At 44.0% G+C, this 19,955-nt stretch carries 19 protein-coding genes and 1 pseudogene; 8 read left to right on the forward strand and 12 right to left on the reverse strand.

The genetic code is table 11. The features are described from left to right. Positions 1-112 precede the first annotated feature (112 nt). From OCV52_RS16065 to OCV52_RS16075, 3 genes are all read right to left on the reverse strand, one after another. A complete protein-coding gene (locus OCV52_RS16065) occupies positions 113-706 on the reverse strand; it encodes a TetR/AcrR family transcriptional regulator (RefSeq protein ID WP_137408325.1) in 594 nt (197 codons plus the stop codon). A gap of 180 nt (positions 707-886) precedes the next feature. After that, positions 887-1,360, reverse strand: a complete 474-nt coding sequence (locus OCV52_RS16070; protein WP_004740094.1) for an FKBP-type peptidyl-prolyl cis-trans isomerase — start codon at positions 1,358-1,360, stop codon at positions 887-889. 56 nt (positions 1,361-1,416) lie between these two features. Further along, entirely contained in the window at positions 1,417-2,043 is a 627-nt protein-coding gene (locus OCV52_RS16075; RefSeq protein WP_137408326.1) for a thioredoxin domain-containing protein, read from the reverse strand. A 258-nt stretch (positions 2,044-2,301) separates the two neighbouring features. Here OCV52_RS16075 and OCV52_RS16080 point away from each other — a divergent pair, with 258 nt between their 5' ends. Then, a complete protein-coding gene (locus OCV52_RS16080; RefSeq protein WP_004740096.1) occupies positions 2,302-2,937 on the forward strand; it encodes an OmpA family protein in 636 nt (211 codons plus the stop codon). A 105-nt stretch (positions 2,938-3,042) separates the two neighbouring features. Here OCV52_RS16080 and OCV52_RS16085 read toward each other — a convergent pair whose 3' ends face one another. Together OCV52_RS16085 and norR are read right to left on the reverse strand one after the other, a co-directional pair. Next, on the reverse strand, positions 3,043-3,402 hold the full coding sequence (locus tag OCV52_RS16085; RefSeq protein ID WP_137408328.1) for a glutaredoxin family protein: 360 nt from the start codon (positions 3,400-3,402) through the stop codon (positions 3,043-3,045). Between the two features lie 89 nt (positions 3,403-3,491). Further along, positions 3,492-5,084, reverse strand: a complete 1,593-nt coding sequence (gene norR, locus OCV52_RS16090; protein WP_004740098.1) for a nitric oxide reductase transcriptional regulator NorR — start codon at positions 5,082-5,084, stop codon at positions 3,492-3,494. A 370-nt stretch (positions 5,085-5,454) separates the two neighbouring features. Here norR and hmpA point away from each other — a divergent pair, with 370 nt between their 5' ends. Next, entirely contained in the window at positions 5,455-6,651 is a 1,197-nt protein-coding gene (hmpA, locus tag OCV52_RS16095; protein ID WP_137408329.1) for an NO-inducible flavohemoprotein, read from the forward strand. A gap of 156 nt (positions 6,652-6,807) precedes the next feature. Here the strand turns inward: hmpA and OCV52_RS16100 are convergent, their stop codons facing one another. Together OCV52_RS16100 and clcA are read right to left on the reverse strand one after the other, a co-directional pair. Further along, a complete protein-coding gene (locus OCV52_RS16100) occupies positions 6,808-7,788 on the reverse strand; it encodes a TDT family transporter (protein ID WP_198596927.1) in 981 nt (326 codons plus the stop codon). Positions 7,789-8,004: 216 nt separating this feature from the next. Further along, entirely contained in the window at positions 8,005-9,411 is a 1,407-nt protein-coding gene (clcA, locus tag OCV52_RS16105; protein ID WP_032498410.1) for a H(+)/Cl(-) exchange transporter ClcA, read from the reverse strand. A gap of 585 nt (positions 9,412-9,996) precedes the next feature. Here clcA and OCV52_RS16110 point away from each other — a divergent pair. The 3 genes from OCV52_RS16110 (at position 9,997) to OCV52_RS16120 (ending at position 13,277) form a co-directional block, all read left to right on the forward strand. Continuing rightward, on the forward strand, positions 9,997-10,980 hold the full coding sequence (locus OCV52_RS16110) for a CobW family GTP-binding protein (protein WP_137408330.1): 984 nt from the start codon (positions 9,997-9,999) through the stop codon (positions 10,978-10,980). A gap of 181 nt (positions 10,981-11,161) precedes the next feature. Continuing rightward, the gene (locus tag OCV52_RS16115) at positions 11,162-12,448 is read left to right on the forward strand and encodes a DEAD/DEAH box helicase (RefSeq protein WP_004740103.1); all 1,287 of its coding nucleotides are present in this window, start codon (positions 11,162-11,164) and stop codon (positions 12,446-12,448) included. 208 nt (positions 12,449-12,656) lie between these two features. Continuing rightward, positions 12,657-13,277, forward strand: a complete 621-nt coding sequence (locus OCV52_RS16120) for a LysE family translocator (protein WP_137408331.1) — start codon at positions 12,657-12,659, stop codon at positions 13,275-13,277. A 210-nt stretch (positions 13,278-13,487) separates the two neighbouring features. Here the strand turns inward: OCV52_RS16120 and OCV52_RS16125 are convergent, their stop codons facing one another. Next, positions 13,488-15,515: a PhoX family protein gene (locus tag OCV52_RS16125; RefSeq protein WP_137408332.1), complete on the reverse strand. Its 2,028-nt coding sequence runs from the start codon at positions 15,513-15,515 to the stop codon at positions 13,488-13,490. Positions 15,516-15,769: 254 nt separating this feature from the next. Here OCV52_RS16125 and OCV52_RS16130 point away from each other — a divergent pair, with 254 nt between their 5' ends. Both OCV52_RS16130 and OCV52_RS16135 read left to right on the forward strand, forming a co-directional pair. Further along, positions 15,770-16,111: a YggL 50S ribosome-binding family protein gene (locus tag OCV52_RS16130; RefSeq protein WP_137408333.1), complete on the forward strand. Its 342-nt coding sequence runs from the start codon at positions 15,770-15,772 to the stop codon at positions 16,109-16,111. A 115-nt stretch (positions 16,112-16,226) separates the two neighbouring features. Next, positions 16,227-16,412, forward strand: a pseudogene (locus tag OCV52_RS16135) (sensor histidine kinase); the annotation flags it as partial. Between the two features lie 65 nt (positions 16,413-16,477). On the opposite strand, the gene OCV52_RS16140 reads toward OCV52_RS16135, so the two are convergent. Beyond that, complete coding sequence (locus OCV52_RS16140; RefSeq protein ID WP_137408334.1) at positions 16,478-16,942, reverse strand: exoribonuclease R; 465 nt, start codon at positions 16,940-16,942, stop codon at positions 16,478-16,480. Between the two features lie 146 nt (positions 16,943-17,088). After that, positions 17,089-18,018: a DMT family transporter gene (locus OCV52_RS16145; protein WP_102423586.1), complete on the reverse strand. Its 930-nt coding sequence runs from the start codon at positions 18,016-18,018 to the stop codon at positions 17,089-17,091. 149 nt (positions 18,019-18,167) lie between these two features. Here OCV52_RS16145 and OCV52_RS16150 point away from each other — a divergent pair, with 149 nt between their 5' ends. After that, positions 18,168-18,626: an Lrp/AsnC family transcriptional regulator gene (locus OCV52_RS16150; RefSeq protein WP_102423585.1), complete on the forward strand. Its 459-nt coding sequence runs from the start codon at positions 18,168-18,170 to the stop codon at positions 18,624-18,626. Positions 18,627-18,796: 170 nt separating this feature from the next. Here OCV52_RS16150 and OCV52_RS16155 read toward each other — a convergent pair whose 3' ends face one another. Further along, positions 18,797-19,039, reverse strand: a complete 243-nt coding sequence (locus OCV52_RS16155) for a hypothetical protein (RefSeq protein WP_004740110.1) — start codon at positions 19,037-19,039, stop codon at positions 18,797-18,799. Positions 19,040-19,274: 235 nt separating this feature from the next. Continuing rightward, the gene (locus OCV52_RS16160) at positions 19,275-19,862 is read right to left on the reverse strand and encodes a hypothetical protein (RefSeq protein ID WP_102423584.1); all 588 of its coding nucleotides are present in this window, start codon (positions 19,860-19,862) and stop codon (positions 19,275-19,277) included. Between the last annotated feature and the right edge of the window lie 93 nt (positions 19,863-19,955).

A 19,955-nucleotide genomic window follows, 5' to 3' on the forward strand; every position in this document is an offset into this window, starting at 1 on the left:
AGACCAGTCGTCTAGTATTGTTTCCTAAAAATCCCGCCGTCATCAAATTGATAAGAGGGCGGGTGATTTCTTTTAAGCTAATAAAGTCAATGCCAATCAAACGCAGTGCGCGTTAATGGCTTTCACCTTTTAAAATTTGTTTGGTAAGGCGTAATGCCGATTCTAAGCTATGTGAACTTTGGCTTAACTTGCTTAATAAACTAGCGCCTAGCCACATTGAGTATAGGTTCTGGGCTGCTTCTTGACTGTTTTCTACCGAGATAGAGCCATCTTCAATACCGCCAACAATACATTGTTGAATGGTTATCGTGACTTTCTCAGCACCTTTTAGCAGAGCCTGGCGCATAGGATCAGAAAGGTCAGAAACTTCAGCGCTGAGCTTAACCACTAAACACTTGTGTGCGTTACAGGTGCCATCTTCAGTTTTCGCCCATAGTGAAAAGTAACTCAAGATTCGTTGATAATGGCTGCCTTCACCGTGCACTAAAATGGATTCAATCTTAGTGATGTAGTTTTCAAAATAGTGCTGGATTAGCGCCTCACCAAATTGCTCTTTTGATTTAAAGTAGTGGTAAAACGACCCTTTCGGTACTTCCGCTTCTTTAAGCAATTGTGATAAGCCAACGCCATTAAAGCCGTTGTTCACTATTAATTGATAGCCGACATCTAAAATATGCAGGCGTGTGTCATTTGTTTTCTCGTTCATGGTCGATACTATAATTTAAATTAGACCAGTCGTCTAGTGGCTGTGTTTTTACTTGATTATTCGTGTCAACTGGATGGTCGCCAGTGATAAGGCGCTTTAAAGCAATGATTTACCAATAAAAAGCCCCGGCATGTTCTGAATGTCGGGGCTTAACGTAATGCTCACTTTCAAGCGAGTAGATTACTGGATAGAGATTAACTCAACGTCAAAAATCAGTGTTGCTGATGGTGGGATTGGGCCGGTACCACCTTTGCCGTAACCTAGCGTGCTTGGAATGAATAGGCGGACTTTTTGACCTTCTACCATGTAAGTCAAACCTTCTTGCCAGCCTTTGATTACTTGCTTCAGAGCGAATGAGATTGGCTCACCACGTTCTACAGAGCTATCGAAAACCGTGCCATCGATCAGAGTACCGTGATAGTGAACTGTTACTTTGCTGTCTTTAGTAGGGTGAACAGTGCCAGTACCTTCTTCAAGAACTAGGTACTGAAGACCGCTCTCAGTCGTGATCACACCCTCTTTCTTTCCGTTCTCTAGCAGGAACTGTTGACCTTGTTCGAAGTTTTCTGCACCAGACTTATGATTTGTCCAAGTACGGTAAATCATGAAACCCGCCAAAAGAAAGACGATGACCGGGATGACAAATTTAGACATAGTAAAACCTATTATATTTATTGCTTAGTTTATTAATGAGCTGACTAAAGCCGCGCTTATGGTTGAGTCAAAAGGTAGTTGATGGTTTTTGCGATACCAGCAACGTCTTGGTGACCAGCTGTCAGCACTTGGTATTTGCCGTTAACGATAAACGTTGGTACTGAGTTGATCTGACCTTTTACTGAAACTTCTTCTGCTTTCTTAACGTAGTCGAAAAGTGTTACTTGCTGTTCTTTGTTCAACTGGTATGGGCTAACCAAACCGCGAGAAGTGAAAGCTATTTCTAGCGCTTGCTGGCGCTGCTCTGGTGTCGCGTCTGCGCCCATTTGAACCGCAGCGAAAAGGTCTTCCATGAAAGCGTGGTCTGGCGTTGCGTCTAGCTGCATTACTGCTGTGTAGTAGATCATTGCGCTGATTTGAGCACTTTCATTGAATGTTACGTGCATCTTGCCAATGGTTTGGTCTGTAAGCGACTCAATCTCTGGAATTGCACTTTCCATTTGGCGACAGTGACCACAATTTAGAGAGAAGATTTCAGTGATCGGTGACAGGTTAAATTCTGTTAGAGCGGTCGGAAGCGCCTCGTATTGAACGCCTTTTTGTGGCTCGTCTGTTTCGCTACAACCAGCAATAACAAGTACAGCAACAAGCGCAGTGAAGAATTTAGTAAATGGTTTAAACATGATGTTTACTCTAGCGTTGAGAAGTCGTGAGATTCTAACTATTTAGTACGAATTGGAAAACAATTATAAGGTAAATAAATGCAAACAGTACGAACTAGCGAGTTAAGACAGGCTAGTTGACGGTTAACTGTGATCAAAAGCACTATTTTTAGAAGTGCGTGCTTTTTGTCTAAAGTTTTTTTCTGGGTGCCGATATAGACATTAGTAAATGGTTTATCTGCATGAGTGGTTGGTGAAGTAATGAGATATTTAGCGATAATGTTAAGCATAGCTTTGGCTGGGTGTGAAACGACGTTACCAACCGGTATGTTAGGCGACAATCTGCTAGAGACAGCGCCTCAAACAGATTACGATTTGATGCATCCGGAGTGGGGCGTTGTTCAAACGACAACAACTACAAACCGCCGCGGTTACTCAATGCAAAGTAGCTCTCAACATCAAAGAACCATAACCACTAACTACGGTCGTGGCGTGTCAACGAACGACCCGCTAGAAGTGTTTCTAAGACAAAACCGCATCGATTTTGAAGTGTTGCCAGGTAACCATGTGATGGTAAAACTTGAGCAACATGTGAATTTTAAAACAGGATCTGCGTTCCCTGAACCCGCTTACAATCAATGGTTAGACACACTTGGTAGTTACCTTTCTCAGCGCCAAGACATCGATATTGTGATTGAAGGTCATACCGATAACACCGGCACAGATCGTATCAATGATCCTTTGTCAGAGCAGCGCGCAAAAGAGGTGAAAGCTCGCCTAGAGAGCAACTATGTGTCGAGTCGTTCTATCTATACTCGTGGCTTTGGTGAGTACGTTCCAGCGTGTACCAATGCTTCCCCGCAAGGTAAGGCGTGTAACCGTCGTGTTGAGCTGATGCTGATTGTCGCGAAATAGGTTTTAGCGTTTTGTTCTTAAGAGAAGATCGCACAAATAACAGACATAAAAAATCCCTCACGTTCGAGGGATTTTTTGTATCTGACTTTCGCTTAGCTTGTTAGCTTATGCGAACTGCTTTTCTACGTAAGCAACGATGTCTGAAGACTCGTACATCCACTCAGTTTTGCCGTCTTTCTCAATACGTAGACAAGGCACTTTCACACGACCGCCGCCCGCTTCAAGCTCTGCACGGTGCTGTTCATTGTTTTTAGCATCACGAAGTTCAAACTGAACCGATTGACGTTTCATCGCGCGGCGCACTTTTACACAAAATGGGCACGCTTCGAACTGGTATAACGTGTGTGATTTAGCTTGCTCATTGACTTTGTTTTGTTCTTCTTGCGAACGTTTCACGCCACGAGGAGTAAAAACAAAATTTAATAGCAAAATGACACGACCTAAGAACCAACGGATAAACTTCATAACTCTCTCTACATATTTAAAATTAGCGTTACAATTTGCAGCATTATATACACAAGTTTTGCCAGATGCTCGCAACAAACTGCTAATATCTATTTTGTCCGTTCAATCGTGTGAGACTTAGCCACATTTAGCCCTAAACGCTTCGATAGTCGGGTTAGGTTTGCTCGGTCCGTCTTTAGAACTCGACCTGCCTGCGCCCAGTTAAAGTTCGCCTCTTCTAACACCTCAGTGATGATGCTACGTTGAAAATCGTCGGTTGCACCACGTAAGCCTGCCGATAGATCGACCGTTGGCGTAGATAGCGGGGTTGTTTTCGCTTGAGTCGTGGCGACTGGCTGGTCTTGATCCAACGGCCCACAATCTTCTTTGGTGATTGTTACTAGGTTCTTGTTGGTACTGCGAGCAAGTGCTTTCAGTGCCGAACGGCTGATTACGTGCTCAAGTTCACGGACGTTACCTGGCCAGCCATAGCGGTTCAGGAATACAAGAACATCAGAGCGGAATTTAACTTGGTTGATGCCGAGCTTACGACGAGCCTGTTCTAGGAAGAAACCGGCTAGTAAACTGATGTCGTCTCCACGATCTTTCAAAGCAGGGACCGCAATAGGGTACACACTTAATCGGTGATATAAATCGGCTCTGAATCGACCGTCTTCCACTTCTTGCTTTAAGTCTCGGTTAGTTGCTGCCAACACACGCACGTCAATGGTTTGAATGTTGTCTTGACCTACAGGTTGAATTTCGTTGTTTTGCAGCGCACGCAGTAACTTACTTTGCGCGGCTAACGGCAGTTCACCAATCTCATCTAGGAACAGGGTACCGCCATCGGCGAGTGCGAACTTACCTAAGCGGTTTTTGTCTGCACCCGTAAATGCACCACGTACGTGACCAAACAGTTCACTCTCAACTAGGTTCTCAGGAATAGCCGCGCAGTTTACGTAAACCAGTGGATTACGCTTACGTTGCGATTGATGGTGAAGGGTACGAGCGACCAGTTCTTTACCTACACCTGTATCACCATGAATCAGAATGTTGAATTCTGAAGGCGCTACTACAGCGATGTCGTTCTTAAGCGCCACCATGGTGTCACTGTTACCAATCAACTCACCGCCGTCGCGTTCCCACGCCTCAACGTTCAACTCTTCTAACAGCTGTTTGGATTGTTTCGCTTGATGTTCAAGTTGAGAAAAGGTCAATGCCATCTGCATGCTTGATGCCGCAATGGCTGCTAAAACTTCTAGGTTACGCGCTGGAATATTAGCGAAGACGTCTGGCTTAAGGCTGTCTAGCGTTAGAACCCCTAATAGCTTATCGCCAAATAGCAAAGGCAGTCCCATACAGGCGTGCATTGGCAGGTCGCCATCATGGTCGATCAGTAGGCCATCAAAAGGATCTGGGAGAGAACTATCAGAATCGAAACGAACAGGAGAGCGAGATGCACATATCTCCGCAAAACGAGGGTGCTCTGAAATGATAAAGCGACGACCGAACGTGTCGCGGCTGAGCCCTTGCATTGCGATAGGTACTAGTGTGTCACCTTGAAGGCTTAATAGCGCGACACAATCACACGTAATGGTTTTACGAATGGCATCGATTAGGCGATTAAAACGATCTTGATCGTTCACACCACTTGCGAGACCAATGGTCATTTCCATGAGGGTAGATGCGGAGATATCTTGCATAAAAAACTCTAACTGTGTGTGTTTATATACATCATAGAGTCTTATTGACTTAAAAAAAAGGTCTTTTTGACATTTTTATAAAGGGATTTTTGAGAATAAAGCCAGTGCTGGCGGGGCTTGAAAAAGTTGGCACTGATTGTGCAAAAGAGACAGTGAAGCCCAATTATAGCGCTGATTAAACAGACTATTCTTGATCTCAATCAATCAGGTGGCATTAATCAGGTTTCGCGATTTTTTGAAATGAAAACGAGTCAAAATAACTCAGTTTCTAAGAATAACTAAGCTTTCAGAAAATCGATAAGTCATTCTTAATTTTTAAGTAGTCAAAATGACATAATAGGTCATAAGGCTCAGTGTTCGGAGTAAATTCATGCTTAACAATGCACATATCGAAATCATCAAATCTACTATTCCTCTACTTGAGAGCGCAGGCCCGGCTTTAACTCAGCATTTTTATCAACGTATGTTCACACATAACCCTGAGTTAAAAGATATCTTCAATATGACTCACCAAAGAACAGGTCGCCAAGGCGTAGCACTGTTTGAAGCTATCGCGGCATATGCAAAGAACATTGAAAACCTAGCAGCGTTAACAACAGCGGTTGAACGTATTGCTCACAAACACACAAGTTTTAACATTCAACCAGAACACTACCAAATTGTTGGTTTACACCTGATTGAAACATTACGTGAATTGGCAACAGACGCGTTTACACCTGAAGTTGAAGAGGCGTGGACAGCGGCTTACCTTTTCTTGGCTCAAGTATTCATCGATCGTGAAGCTGAGCTTTACCTACAACGCAAACAAGCTGTTGGCGGTTGGGAAGCGGCACGTACATTCGTGATTGCAGATAAGATTGAAGAATCAGCACTAGTAACAAGCTTTATTCTACAACCAAAAGATGGCGGTGACGTTCTAGATTACACGCCTGGTCAATACATCGGTATTGAAGTTAAACCAGAAGGTGCGCAATACAGTGAAATTCGTCAATACTCATTATCAGACAAGCCGAACGGTAAGCAATACCGCATCTCTGTGAAGCGTGAAGGTCATGGCCAAGAAACACAGGGCCTGGTTTCCAACCACTTACACGACACGGTTGCTATCGGTGATGAAGTAAGCCTTTACGCTCCAGCGGGTGACTTCATGTATCAAGAGCGCAGTAAGCCAGTAACGCTTATCTCTGCAGGTGTTGGTGTAACGCCAATGCAGTCAATGCTTGAGTTCTTGAATACTGAAGAGAAAAACGAGCCAGTGCTTTACCTACATGCTTGTGAAAATGAAGGTCAGCACTCATTCACTAAACGTGTCAAAGACATCGTTGCTGATAAAGGCTGGTCTGCGAAGACATGGTACATGAACAAAGAAGCATCTGCGTGTGAGAATACGCACGAAGGTCAAATGGATCTTGCTTCGATCTCTGATACTGAAGGATTTAAAGACAGCGATTTCTACATCTGTGGCCCTGTAGGCTTCATGAAGAACATTGTTGAGCAGCTAGACGCACTGAAAGTTGACCGCTCTCGTGTTCACTACGAAGTATTTGGCCCTCACGCTAACTTCTAAGAACCACGCTAACTTTAAGAACTTTAGGGAGTTGTGTTAACACTCGCCTGATCTATTAACAACCTTGCCCAATCAAAAGGCCTCACAATGTGAGGCCTTCTTTCGTTTTGTGCGAAGCTGCGGATTCAGCGTGCTGGAAAGTATTATTTGAATTGGTTAAGAACGTTTCACTTTCTTAGACATGTAATCGGGGTCAAAAAGCTCGGGCCAGTACATCTTCACGTAACCGCCAGCGACCCAAATTACTAGGATGGTTGCGATGGTCAACTCGAAGAAACCAAATTTATGTAACCAGTACCACTGTGGATACTCGGCACCGAAAAAGGTGGTTAAACGATGCATAGCGATAGCACTGATTACCGATGGAAAGGTTACCGCAGCAATGGAAGGTTGGAACTTCAGTCGCATGAGCCTTACATAGCATAAGTAGATCAGCAACGTCATGGTAATAGCAATACCCGCTAAGGCGCCTGTCAGAATTGGGTCGGGGTGGTCGAAATTAACCAAGTAAGCGGCAAGCGACAAGTTCACTGGAGCCGCCATGATTGCTAGTGTCGGTCTTGCTCTACGAGGGAGGTTTCCTTCAAACACCAAGCGGTAAAGCACTACAGGTAGTAAGAAGAAGTAGATACCGATGCAGGTGGCTGCGAGCGTTTCTGAAAACACTGTGTGCCCAAATTGGGTGCCTGCCAGCGAACTACTGATCAACCCTACAGGATATAGGAACCAGCTTGGAACGATATTAGACATCTTGAAATTGATGATCTGGAAACCGAAGAACAACACCATCATCGAAAAATGAAGTAATAGGGCACAGAACCAGATTGGGTAGGCGATTATTGGTGATATTTCGGCTAAATAGTCACATAGGATCAACAGTGCCATGCTCATTGGCGCCATCAAGCTTCCACTAAGTGGGTGACGAATATCATTAATGAAGGTATTAAAACTTGTCAGGTAACGAAGTAAAACAGGTAACAGAAGCAGCGCACCAAGTGAAGCGAGGTAGGGGCGAATAACCTCACCTATGCCTGGTATATATAAAGCCCAAGCTTGTCCTAGACCTATAACACCAAGTGCTAAAGATGCCTGAGATGGCGGCACGTTTTTTACTTGGGTCAACCTTCTCCAGTTCAACGACTTGCTCCAACTTAGTGACTTATAAAACAATTGTTAACAATAAAGCTTTTGCTCTATTTAATGCGTGCAGTTGTGCCATCAATAGCTGTTGAGGGCGCTCAACTAATTTTGAGTGGATGATAGCAACTTTAACGTTTGCTTTTTTGACTTTGATGCGGAATCGGGACATTAAGCACGTTGAATGTGTGCTTTTGTTCTGTGAGTTATTTGTCATTAACGAACTTCCTCTTGTTGAGGGAGGTCTTGTTGTCTCAACTTCTCATTTTTAAGCGTGCGGTTCAGTAGTTGGCTGTAGATTGGTTGGCCACCTAGCATTTGCGCAAAGATAACGGCACCAAGGCAGGTAATTATCAAAGGTAAGATCAGGTAATAGTTATTGGTCATTTCGATAACCAGCAATATACCTGTAATCGGTGCACGTACAGTTGCTGCGAACAGTGCGCCCATACCTGCAATCGCAAACATACCTGGTTCTATATTTAGTTCAGGGAAGAATGCCGCCGCGATAAGCCCAAATGCATAACCAAAGAGTGTACCGAGTGCTAGCATAGGGGCGAAAATACCACCCGGTGCACCAGAGCCGAAACAGAGTAGAGTGGTAAGCACACGCCCAAGGAAAATAAGCAGTAATATGTTGGTGCTGTAATTACCGTTGGTGACATTTGGGATAATACCGATACCACCGCCAGTCAATTCTGGAATGTAGAGAAGCAATAAACCAAAGCAACCACCGAGTAATGTACCTGTTATTAAGTAACGTTTGCGGTCGTTTTTGTGTATTGCGACAAACATGTCTTGTGAAAGGGTGATCAGTTTATTGAAAATTACCCCAAACATTCCGAACAGTACGCCTAACAACAAGAATAACCATAGTGCACTCAGTTCAGGCTGTTGATATTGAGGCATGGTGATGACAGCCGACTGCCCGTTGATAGAACGAAATACAATGTTGGCTGAAACGGCTGAAATGATAACGGCTTTGATAGAAATGAGAGAGTAGCGGAATTGTGGTCGCATCTCTTCAACAACGAACATGATTCCAGCTAATGGAGCATTGAATGCAGCTGCTAAACCACCAGCTGCGCCAGAGGCAAGCAGTGAGTGTCGACTGTCATCGTCTTTTACACGGAAGATATCAGTGACCATACGACCAATGCTGCCACCCATTTGCACGGTTGGTCCTTCACGACCTAACACCATACCTGAACCTAATGCGCCCATACCGCCAAAGAACTTCACAGGTAGAACTCGCCACCAACGAACCGGTCGCATCCCGTCCATCGCGCCTTCAATCTCAGGGATACCGGATCCTGCGGCTTCCGGGGCAAAGCGGTGCACGAGAAAATAGCCGATGAAAGCAAAGGCTGCACTGATAAGAAACGCAGATAACCAAAGTGGTAGATGATTGCCCAGCTCATCTTTCAGCCAGTCGGTACGTGTTTCTGTTATGAAATGCACTGCAACTTCGAAGTAGGTACCAACAACACCCGCAAGGATACCAACAAGGCAAGAAAGGATGAGAACTGAAACGGGAGCTTTGTCTCTAGAAAGAAATTGGTTGATAGCACCCCTTGGCATTTTTGCTAAAAGGGACTGCTTAAATTTCTCTCTATTGGTCATTGAAGTTTGGTTCCTGAGTTGATGCGGCGGGGCTTAAGTAAATTATACGCCTACTCTGCTTATCCTATAGCAACAAAGATGCAAAGTTGAATTTCATTTATGAAAGGAGTGTATTACATAAATAGATTGTATAAAGAATATAGTGGAATCACCGTCACAATTTTGATCGAATCTACAGCGCTAACTTGAATTACTACCAAAATGAACCATAGTTAAATCGTAAAGCAACATAACGAGCCGCAAGGAGACATGAGGTTTTACACACAATTTGGATGGATTCAAAAATACAAAGTTTTAGTTCCTCGTTAAATGTTCAGGTCGATATTTAAGACTTCCTGATTCGCGAACTCACGATTGAGTAACGAGGGTGAGGCGTACTCTTGAAGTACGCCTTTAGTTTGTTTGGAGCATCCAAAATCACTTCTCTTTCTCTAGCGCCAAATCTTCGAATGCGTGCACCAATTTCTCTTCTCACTCTCCCTTGGCCAAGGGCTTGTTTTCAATTTATCAATCTAAGTATAAACAAGCGATTGGGGTCAACTTTGTAGTGATTGAGTATATACTCCCTTAAAAAGGAGAACTGATATGACCAAAAAAGTTCCTACGAACATAATTACGGGTTTCTTAGGTGTTGGTAAGACGACTGCTATCTTGAACCTATTGAAAAATAAACCTGAGAGCGAAAACTGGGCTGTTCTGGTTAATGAGTTTGGTGAGATTGGTATTGATGGTGCACTGATGACAGATCAAGGCGCATTGATTAAAGAAGTGCCGGGTGGCTGCATGTGTTGTACTGCTGGTGTACCGATGTCGGTGGGCATTAATGCGTTGCTTCGTCAAAAGCCAGATCGTTTACTGATTGAGCCAACAGGCCTAGGGCATCCAAAGCAGGTTATTGCTACCCTAACTTCAGAACAATACACACCATACGTTGATCTTAAAGCAACGCTAGGTTTGGTAGACCCGCGTAACTTATCCAACGAAAAGTACACCTCTAATCAGAACTTTAATGATCAGTTAGACAGTGCTGATGTGATTCTTGGTACTAAAGTTGACCTTGTTCACTCTGAAGACATCGATGTATTTAACGATTGGGTAACGGATCAAACGCCAGCAAAAGTGTTCCATAAGTTGATTCACGATGGTGAAGTGCCTCTAGAAGTGTTGGACATTGAGCGTGTGTACGGCAGTGCTTCAACTCATCTAGAATCACACCATCATGATCACGCTGAACAAGAACCTCAATTCGAACTTCCTCCGGGCGAAGCGTTTATCCGAAAGGAAAACAAAGGGCAGGGTTACTTTAGCTGTGGCTGGTTGTTTGGCGCAGAGTATAAATTCGATTTCGATGCACTATTCTCAATGCTGTCTGATTTAACGGCTGAGCGCGTTAAAGCGGTGGTTAATACAGATCAAGGTTGCTTTGCTTTTAACGTCGCGAATCAAGTTGTGTCCGTCAATGAAATCACACTTGATGGCTTTGAATCACGACTTGAAGTTATCGACTCACAGCTTATGCCTTGGGGCGACCTTGAGCAGATATTGCTCAAGCTGTGTGGTATCAAATAGGGTTTATTCTCTGTTTGAGCCTAATAATTGGGTTTTTGCTTCGCGGTTCGCGTGGTAAACACCAGATTAAGTGAGAAAATTTGCGTTATATCACGATAAATGTGAGATAAATCACTCTAATTACTTTATAGTGCTCGGCTGAAATAAGAATGTAGGCTGTCTGCTTAAGGAACTCGTAACAATGTCATTTTCCTCTCAAGGTTTTGCTCCTGAATTAGTCAAAGCGCTGACTGAGTGCGGTTATGAAAAACTCACTCCAATTCAACAAAAAGCAATTCCAATGGCTCGTAAAGGCCATGATATTTTTGCTACTGCTCAAACCGGTACAGGTAAAACAGCGGCATTCTCATTGCCTGTTATCCAGCATCTACTGAACAGTGGTAAAAAAGCATCTCGAGGAACGGCTCGCGGCCTTATTTTAGCTCCAACTCGTGAGCTAGCAGCGCAGATTGCTCAAAACATTAAAGACTACGTTAAATACACAGAACTAAGCGTTTCTGCGGTTTACGGTGGTAACAAGATGTCTTCACAGGTTCGTCAATTAGAACTGGGTGTTGATATTCTGGTTGCAACGCCAGGCCGTTTAGAAGAGCACTTAGAAGCGGGTAACGTGTCTATTGCTAACCTAGAATTCCTAGTATTTGACGAAGCTGACCGTATCTTAGATATGGGCTTTATCAATGCGGTTCGCAAGATCATGTTGGATGTAGAAACTTCTCCACAAATCATGATGTTCTCTGCGACCACATCAACGCAGTTAAACCAGCTGTCGGTTGATATCTTACGTAAGCCAAAACGTATCAGTGTTGAGCGTGAAAACTCAACGGCTGCAACGGTAGGTCACGTCGTTTACCCTGTGGATCAAGAGCGTAAAACAGAGCTACTTTCTGAGCTTATTGGCCGTAAAAACTGGCGCCAAGTACTGGTGTTTGTGAACTACAAAGAAACTGCAAACGAAGTGGTTAAAGAGCTTAAACTAGACGGCATTAAAGCAGTACTGTGTCACGGTGATAAAGCGCAAAGTGCTCGTCGTCGTGCTCTAGATGACTTTAAAGAAGGTAAAGCACGTGTAATGGTAGCAACCGATGTTGCGGCTCGTGGTCTTGATATTGAAGACTTACCACACGTGATTAACTACGACATGCCGTTCTTAGCAGAAGATTACGTTCACCGTATCGGCCGTACTGGTCGCGCAGGTAAGCAAGGTCATGCTGTTTCTTTCGTTAACCGCGAAGAAGAGTTAACTGTGGTGCAGGTTGAGAAACTGATTCAACAACGTATCCGTCGTGTTGAGCAACCTGGTTACGAGCCTAAGAAGCGTGATGCTTACATTGAGAAGCTAAACACGAAAGCGGCATACAAAAACCGTCAAGGTCGTAAGAATAACGCGAACGATGCACCACAAGATCAAGCAAGCGCAGAACGTCGTCTAGCGATGATGAAGCGAATTAAAAACCGTCGTAAGTAAAATTACGGTTGGTTATGTAAAAGAGCCACTGTATTGTGGCTCTTTTGCGTTTTTGGGCGCGGTGTTATTTATAAACACAGTTGTTCTACATAAATGCTTATTCTGGCGTTTGTGATCATCGATTTTTCAATCTCCCAATTTTCAGTGAACTGTTTCTCAATGGGGAAACAGTGAGTTTCAAGCAGTAACAAGGCAGTAAGGTAATAATATGGATAGCGCGCTACTTTTAGCTTTCATCCCCACGTTTTTCTTTGTTTCAATCACCCCAGGCATGTGCATGACTTTGGCCTTAACACTAAGTATGAGTATTGGCTATAAGCGTACATTGTGGATGATGATCGGTGAGCTGGCAGGTGTTGCTGTTGTGTCGGTCGCTGCTGTATTGGGTATTGCTTCAATAATGCTGAACTACCCGTGGTTATTTGCTGGCTTTAAGTTCGTTGGTGCAGCATATTTGTTCTACCTAGGTATTCAGATGTGGCGCTCAAGAGGCAAACTGGCGATCAGTACTGATAATCAAGACACCCAAGTGAACAATGATTGGGATTTGGTGGTTCAAGGCTTTGTTACTGCGATTGCAAACCCGAAAGGCTGGGCGTTTATGATTTCTCTACTGCCTCCTTTTATCAACAGCAGTAAAGACTTAGCACCGCAGTTGTTCATTCTCGTGTCGATTATTCTTGTTTCTGAGTTTGTTTGTATGACTCTGTACGCGACAGGCGGTAAGAGCCTTAAGCACATGCTCGGTAAGGCTGATAACGTGAAGTTGATGAATCGTATTGCTGGCACATTAATGATGGGTGTTGGTGTGTGGTTGTTTGTGAGTTAATTCTACTGCAACGACAACGAGCAGAGAGATTCTACTACTCAATCGCTCCACCTTTTCGAGGATGACGAGAGCTTGGGGGGATGATGAGTTTTGAGGCTCGGATTCTTACGTAAACCGAAGATTGAACACAATAGAAAAGAGCGATAGGGCATTTGGCCTTATCGCTCTTTTTGTATTACCTAGATAACTAACGCTGCATTGCGTTGTTTGCTAAACCGCGATCTCACCACCGTCTTCACGGCGAATAACGACAGTAGATGCTCGTGGACGGACGTTACCTTGAGTTTGAGCCGTTGCATCGTCTGATGATGGCCAGTTCGCAGGGTGTTGAATGTTCACAAACAGTGATTTGAAGTCAGGGCTGATGGTAAAGCCTGTTACTTCACAACCGTTTGGCCCCACAAAGAAGCGCTTTAGCTGTGCTTGATTTTTTGCATCAATTACCGCGCTGTTGCCTTGGTCATCCGTTAACTGAGATGGAACTACTGCAAGCATTTGGTCATTGGTATAGCCCGTTACTTCGTCTGCACCGTTATCCGTTTGAATCCATAGGATGCCACGCGCATCAAACGCTAAGCCATCAGGGCTCGCAAATTGGTTCATGTCTGTTAGACCTGAGCGGTTGATAGACTTATCTTCCACAGCAGGAGAACCGAATACAAAGATATCCCAATCGAATTCGCCCGCCGTTTTACCTTCATCCCAGCGGATAACATGACCAAACTTGTTGTTTACACGAGGGTTCGCTGAGTTCGCTTCTTTACGCTTGTTGTTGTTTGTTAGCGTTAGGTAAGCGGTACCTGTCATTGGGTCAACAGAGCACCATTCAGGGCGATCCATTGGTGTTGCACCTACAAGGTCGGCAGCGCCTGCTGTATTGACGATAAGTGCCGCTTGTGAATCAAACGTATCACCTAGCTTGCCACCGTTTGTTGTTTTGCTGTTTAGTGTTAATGGTAACCACGTACCTGAACCATCGTCGTTGAACTTAGCTACGTAAAGCGTGCCTTTGTCCATGTACTTGTCGCCGGCGTTTAGGCGGTTGCTTGGCTCAGCGTCACGTGGGTCCCATTTCGCTTCAGAAACAAATTTGTATAGGTATTCGAAACGAGAGTCGTGACCCGAGTAGAATACGATTGGTTCGCCTTCGGTTAACTTACCAAACGTACAACCTTCATGACGGAAGCTACCTAGAGCGGTACGCTTCTTCGCTCGTGAGTTTGCAGTGTACGGGTCGATCTCAACAATGTAACCGTGACCGTGTGCTTCGTTACGGTAATCGTCCATTGGAGAATCAGCTGTTGGAGTTACATCAAAGCGTGCAAACTCATCTAAACGCTCTTGTTTGTCACCAGAAAGCGTGTCCCAACCGTAACGTGTTTTATCTGTCGCGATACCGATACGCTCTTGAGCAGGTGTAGTTGTCCCTTTATTGACGAAGTAACCCGGCCAGTTTTCTTCACAAGTGAGGTAAGTGCCCCAAGGTGTGTAGCCGTTACCACAGTTGTTCAATGTACCACGAGCTTGGCTGCCGTCTTGTGAGAATTTCGTTTTGGTAAACTCACTGTGAGCGACAGGGCCAGATAGGTCCATTACAGTGGCGCCAGTATAGCGGCGGTTAAGTGGGTCGTTATCGACCATTACCCACTGGTTGCCCTCAAGCTTAACGCGAACAACACTCACGCCGTGCGCATTGATCTCTTTGCGTACTTCATCAATGTTAGGGCGAGCGCCTTCATTGTATGTCGGGCCATTAGCGTGAAGTGCTTTTTGGTCAATGTATTCGTGGTTGATCACCAACAAACCATCATTGCTGTTGCCATCCAACGGGAAGAAGTGCATGCCATCGTGGTGCATTCCCAGTGCGTTAGCTTGGTCTTGTGCATTGTTGGTGCCGTCTTTTAGCCAAGGATTGCCTTGCTTATTGAGTGGAGTACCCCAAGGAACTAATACTTGTGCAGTGTATCCTTTAGGCACAACCACGCTGTTTGTTAATGAGCCTTTAACGGATTCAAATGCTAGCGTCGCAGTACTTTTTTGTGCGCCCGTAGCTTGCATAGTTGCCGCGTTAGCTGTGCTGTGACCACCTAAACCGAATGCACCAAAGGCGGTCATTGCACTGATGCCTAAGCCGCCTTTTAATACGTTTCTTCTTGAAAGGTTTGCTTCTAGAACCTCTTCAAAGGGTTTGTTGTTACTCTTGTTAAAACGAGTGCTATCAAATGTTTCCTTGCTCATCGCAACTGCTTCCTATTGGTTGACTTTATTATTTGTTATTTATGACTTACAAAATTACTAACTAATTGGTTAATAAGTTGGGTAAATTTGTGACCAATCGTGAAGCAGTTAAGTGACAGATTTTTTTGGTTTTTATTAAGCTTTTGTTTCTGTAGCACGATTTTTGTCTCAAGGCTTTTTATGCAAGACAAAACACTTGGGGATTGGGTTAGAACTGTGTATAAATGCTTAATCAAATGAAAAGAGAGACAGTTATGAAATTAGATAAAATCGAAAACAAAAATCGTCGCCTACGCAAAAAGCTATACCTAGGTGAATTCGCGATTCTGGGTTTTGAAGTAAGCTGCAAGACATCGATTGCTGATTTTGACCAATACGATGTGTTCATTGACGAGTTCATCGATTTCATCGACAGCATCGGCTTATGCTTTGGTGGCGGTGGCCTTGAGCTGTTTGAAGGTTTCTTATGTTCTATCGAGCGTTACCGTTCTGTAACTGAAGCAGAGCAACTGCAAGTTGCACAATGGCTTGAAGCGCGTGCTGAAGTAACAAAAGTTGAAATTAGCGAGCTTATTGACGCAAACTACGCGTTCTAAATTGATGTTTTACTGTTAGCTTCACTTAGAGGCCTACACGGCTTTTAGAACGAGCAACAATACACTCAAACAGAGGCCGAATCGGTAAATCGATTCGGCCTTTTTGCGTTTTGACTTAGAACCGGATTCGAAGCGGGTGAGGGTCGTGATTCAAAATGAGGTGGAGCAGGAAGCGCCGAATGGTTAATTGGGAATAGGAACCAAGATCGCGCAGTCTATACTGATGTTGCATCACAGTGTGTTAGAAACAACAAAGGCAGAGAACTCATTTCAGCAAAGCTTTTACTTGCCGTCGATATAGTTCTTTCTGCCTTTGGTATTCGCTAGGCTGCTTTTGAATTGCAGCCTGCTAAAGATTAAGCGAGGTTACGCGTCTTTGTTCTCTTCGTTGCCTTCATTTACTTTTGCGTAGAAGTGAAGCAACTCAGTTAATTCTTTAACCCAACCAAAGGCATCTTTTGGTGCGTTCTTTAAGATCTTCTCTACTTTCTCGCAGTGTACTTCAATCGCAATAGCTTCTTCTAAGTTGAAAGATATTGAGTAGAAGTGCCAAAGCAGTAGGCGAGTCATGCGTTCGATGTTTTGCTGTGAGTTATCTGATTCAGAGAACGCTAGGTTTACTTCACCAAGTGCAATTGCTGTCATTCGTAGCATTGCATCGAACTTCGCTGATTGCATGCGTTCTTCGCTAGTCACTTCTTCTTGTTCGAATGTGAATAGCTCTGTCATTGCGTCTTCAGGAACAAGGCGATGGATCATTCTTAAACTAAATTCTTCTAGTTCATGACGAGGCATGGTGATTAAACAATTTAAGGTGTAGTCGCGTTGCATGGTGTTCTCTTGATTCAGCAAAAAGGTCGGACAGTTTAATGGAGAAGCGAGCTTAGAAAAAGCAGATTTTAGATAAGCCTACCTTTGTAGGCTTATCTAGATGCCGCATACCTGAAAACTAGCGGAAATGGTGAATATAAACAGCGCTACGCTTTACTATGACTGGGCGGCTGATATTGCATGGATTGGTCGTTTCTCATAAAGATATTGCTCGCGACCAAGCTACCAATACAAATAGAACCAAGGGCAAGCCAGGTCATCGCATCTGGGATCTCGTTGAACAATGGAATCGCCAATAGTGTCGCAACGGCAGGTGTCGCACTGCCAAACGCAGCAGAACGCTCAGCCCCTAAGGTATTAACCGCATATAGGTAAGTGAATGCGGCAATTAAACCCGCTCCGACACCTTGTACTGCTGAATGAATGGCAAGCTCTGCAAAAGGCCATTGAGCGAAAGGTACATCCATTAAGTGACTAGGGAGTGTTCCTGTCAGGATAAGAAGGGCTAATAACAAAGTAGAGCAGAGAGAGATAAAGCCCGCACTGACCAAAGCATTTAAGTTGGCAACGCGAGCTGAGATAGTGAAGGTTGCCCACATTAAGCTCCCGCACAGGAACAGTAAGTGGCCTTTGGTGTGCTCAAAATTGAAGCTACTCAAACTGCTCCCCAAGAACAACACAATACCAAGTAACACCAAAGCTAGGCCAACGATTCGGTGGCGGCTAAGTGGTTGCTTGAAAAAGAGCACCGCAATCCCGGTTACAAACAGAGGTAGCGTGCCGGGCACTAAAGCACTTCCGTGAGAAACTGGAACGAATTGCATCGCTGTGCCAGCAACCAGCAAATAAGGCAGGCCACTGCCGATGAACATACCTGCTAAGTAACGGTTAGGCACTGCTGTAATGGTATTACGCGCTTTCCACACCAAAGGTAATAAGACCAAGGCAGGAATAAGAAAGCGTGTGATTGCTATGTCTGCGGGCGTTAAAGCTGAATTCGCACCGCCTTTAAGAGAAAGGAAAAAGCTTGCCCAGATGAGCAGAGTGACGGTAATTGATAGATAGCCAAGATTCATAATAAACAATGAAAGTGAATGATGATTCATTATGAGGGAGAGCACCTGCCTTAAGTTGGCAAGTTTGGTTCTAACTTGATCTATCATTGAGGATTTCTGCTAACATTCCTTGGATTATTAACAAATTTAACTAATGGGTGGCTTTTGCTATGGACAGGATTGATAGGCATCTTCTCGAGTTGCTACAAAAGGACGGTAGATTGACCACGGCTGAGTTAGCGGATGAAGTCGGCTTATCCCCTTCACCTTGCGCGAGACGCATCAAAAGGCTAGAAGAAAAGGGCATTATCGACGGATATCGCGTGAGTTTATCGCGAGAGAAAGTTGGTGTGGCGATGAGTGTGTTTGTTGAGGTGAGCCTGAACAACCACCAAGAAGTGTCGATTGATAAGTTCGAAGGCGCGATTGTCGAGATGGAGGAGGTCATCAGCTGCCATGTTGTGTCTGGCGCTTATGATTATTTACTAGAGGTGGTTAGCCCGAACTTAATGGCTTATGAAGCATTTACTAGAAAACTTCAGCGGCTATCTAACGTCAAAGACATCCATACTCACCTAGCGATAAGGCAAGTAAAAGGTAATGCGCCGCTTCCGGTGTATACCGACTAACCCGATGGAAAGCTAGGTTGTTATTGGGAAGAGTGAGCTGAAAACGAAATGATTTGCTCCTTGGTTAACAAAGCGAAGATGACTGAAGATCTTTCACAAGATGCCAAACTCAAGGCAATAAAAAACGGAGCACCTAGTGAAAGGTACTCCGTATATGATAGGTGCAAAACTTAGTGATACTTAAAGTTAGAGATTGAACAATCTCCAGTTTGTGCATTAATTCTGAATGAAAAAGCATGTGAATGATAATCCACACCGTCATTCCAGATTGTTTCTCCAAATATCTTACATAGCTCTAATTCACTTACTGAACCGAACTCTTCCATGTGTTTAGCTACAGATAAAAGCTTAGCTCTTATCTCTGCAGTCCATTCCGTGTTACTCAAGCAGTTGAAAGCCATAGTTTTTTGCATATTACCTAGCCAAAATGTTTCTTGTTATTAAGTTATATGAAGATTCATGATAACAATTTTTTTGCGTTTGTAAATCTATTTTGTGATGAATCTCTCACATAATTACTTGCATTGGTTGGAAATTGAACTTTGTTGTTGATAGTTAACACATTATATTTACAATTTATTGATAAAGCTTTGATTAAGGCTGGGTTGAATACATTTTCATCAGACGCAGCTGATTTTGCAGGTAAATCTAGCGAAGCGGTTCGTTTGACTGAACGCTTTCGCGTTCATTTAATTGGCGTGCAGCATCGATCATTGTGGCTTCCTGACGATACCTAAACGATAGTTGCCTGAACTTTTCACCCAGCACGCTAATGTCTTGCGAGAGAGACTGTGAGCTCTTCACATGTGACAGTGCGCTTGCTGATTGACGAGCAAGTTTTGCTTTATCGCATTGTTGAGCCATTGCTTCCCATAGTTGAGCAAGAGAACGAGCGCCTTCTAGCTCGGTCGATACTACATAGGACTGTTTAAGAAGAACTTCGGATATATCGTAAGCGGTATTCATGTGGCTGTTGAGCTGTGTATTAAATCTTTGTTCATACTTTGCCCAAAGTTCAATGATTTGCTCTCCTGTGAAATGTTTAGACAGTAGGGTCTGTGACTCATAGGTTGAGAGAACTTGATTGAACTCTTTTGTGTATTGGTTATAACGGGTTTCAAAGGCGAGCTGACGAGCTAGCAGCGTTTGCCAACTCTCACTGTTACATTCACTGGCTATTACCACACTGGCACTCAAAGAGACGTTTGTGATCAGAACCTTAACCCAAAAACTCATGACCTTCCTCTACTTACGATGTTCTCAACATAGAGTATAGATGAGCTGATGCATGAGTTGATGTACACTGCAAATTCACTTCAAACGGATAAG

Source organism: Vibrio chagasii (assembly GCF_024347355.1).
GTDB lineage: Bacteria > Pseudomonadota > Gammaproteobacteria > Enterobacterales > Vibrionaceae > Vibrio > Vibrio chagasii.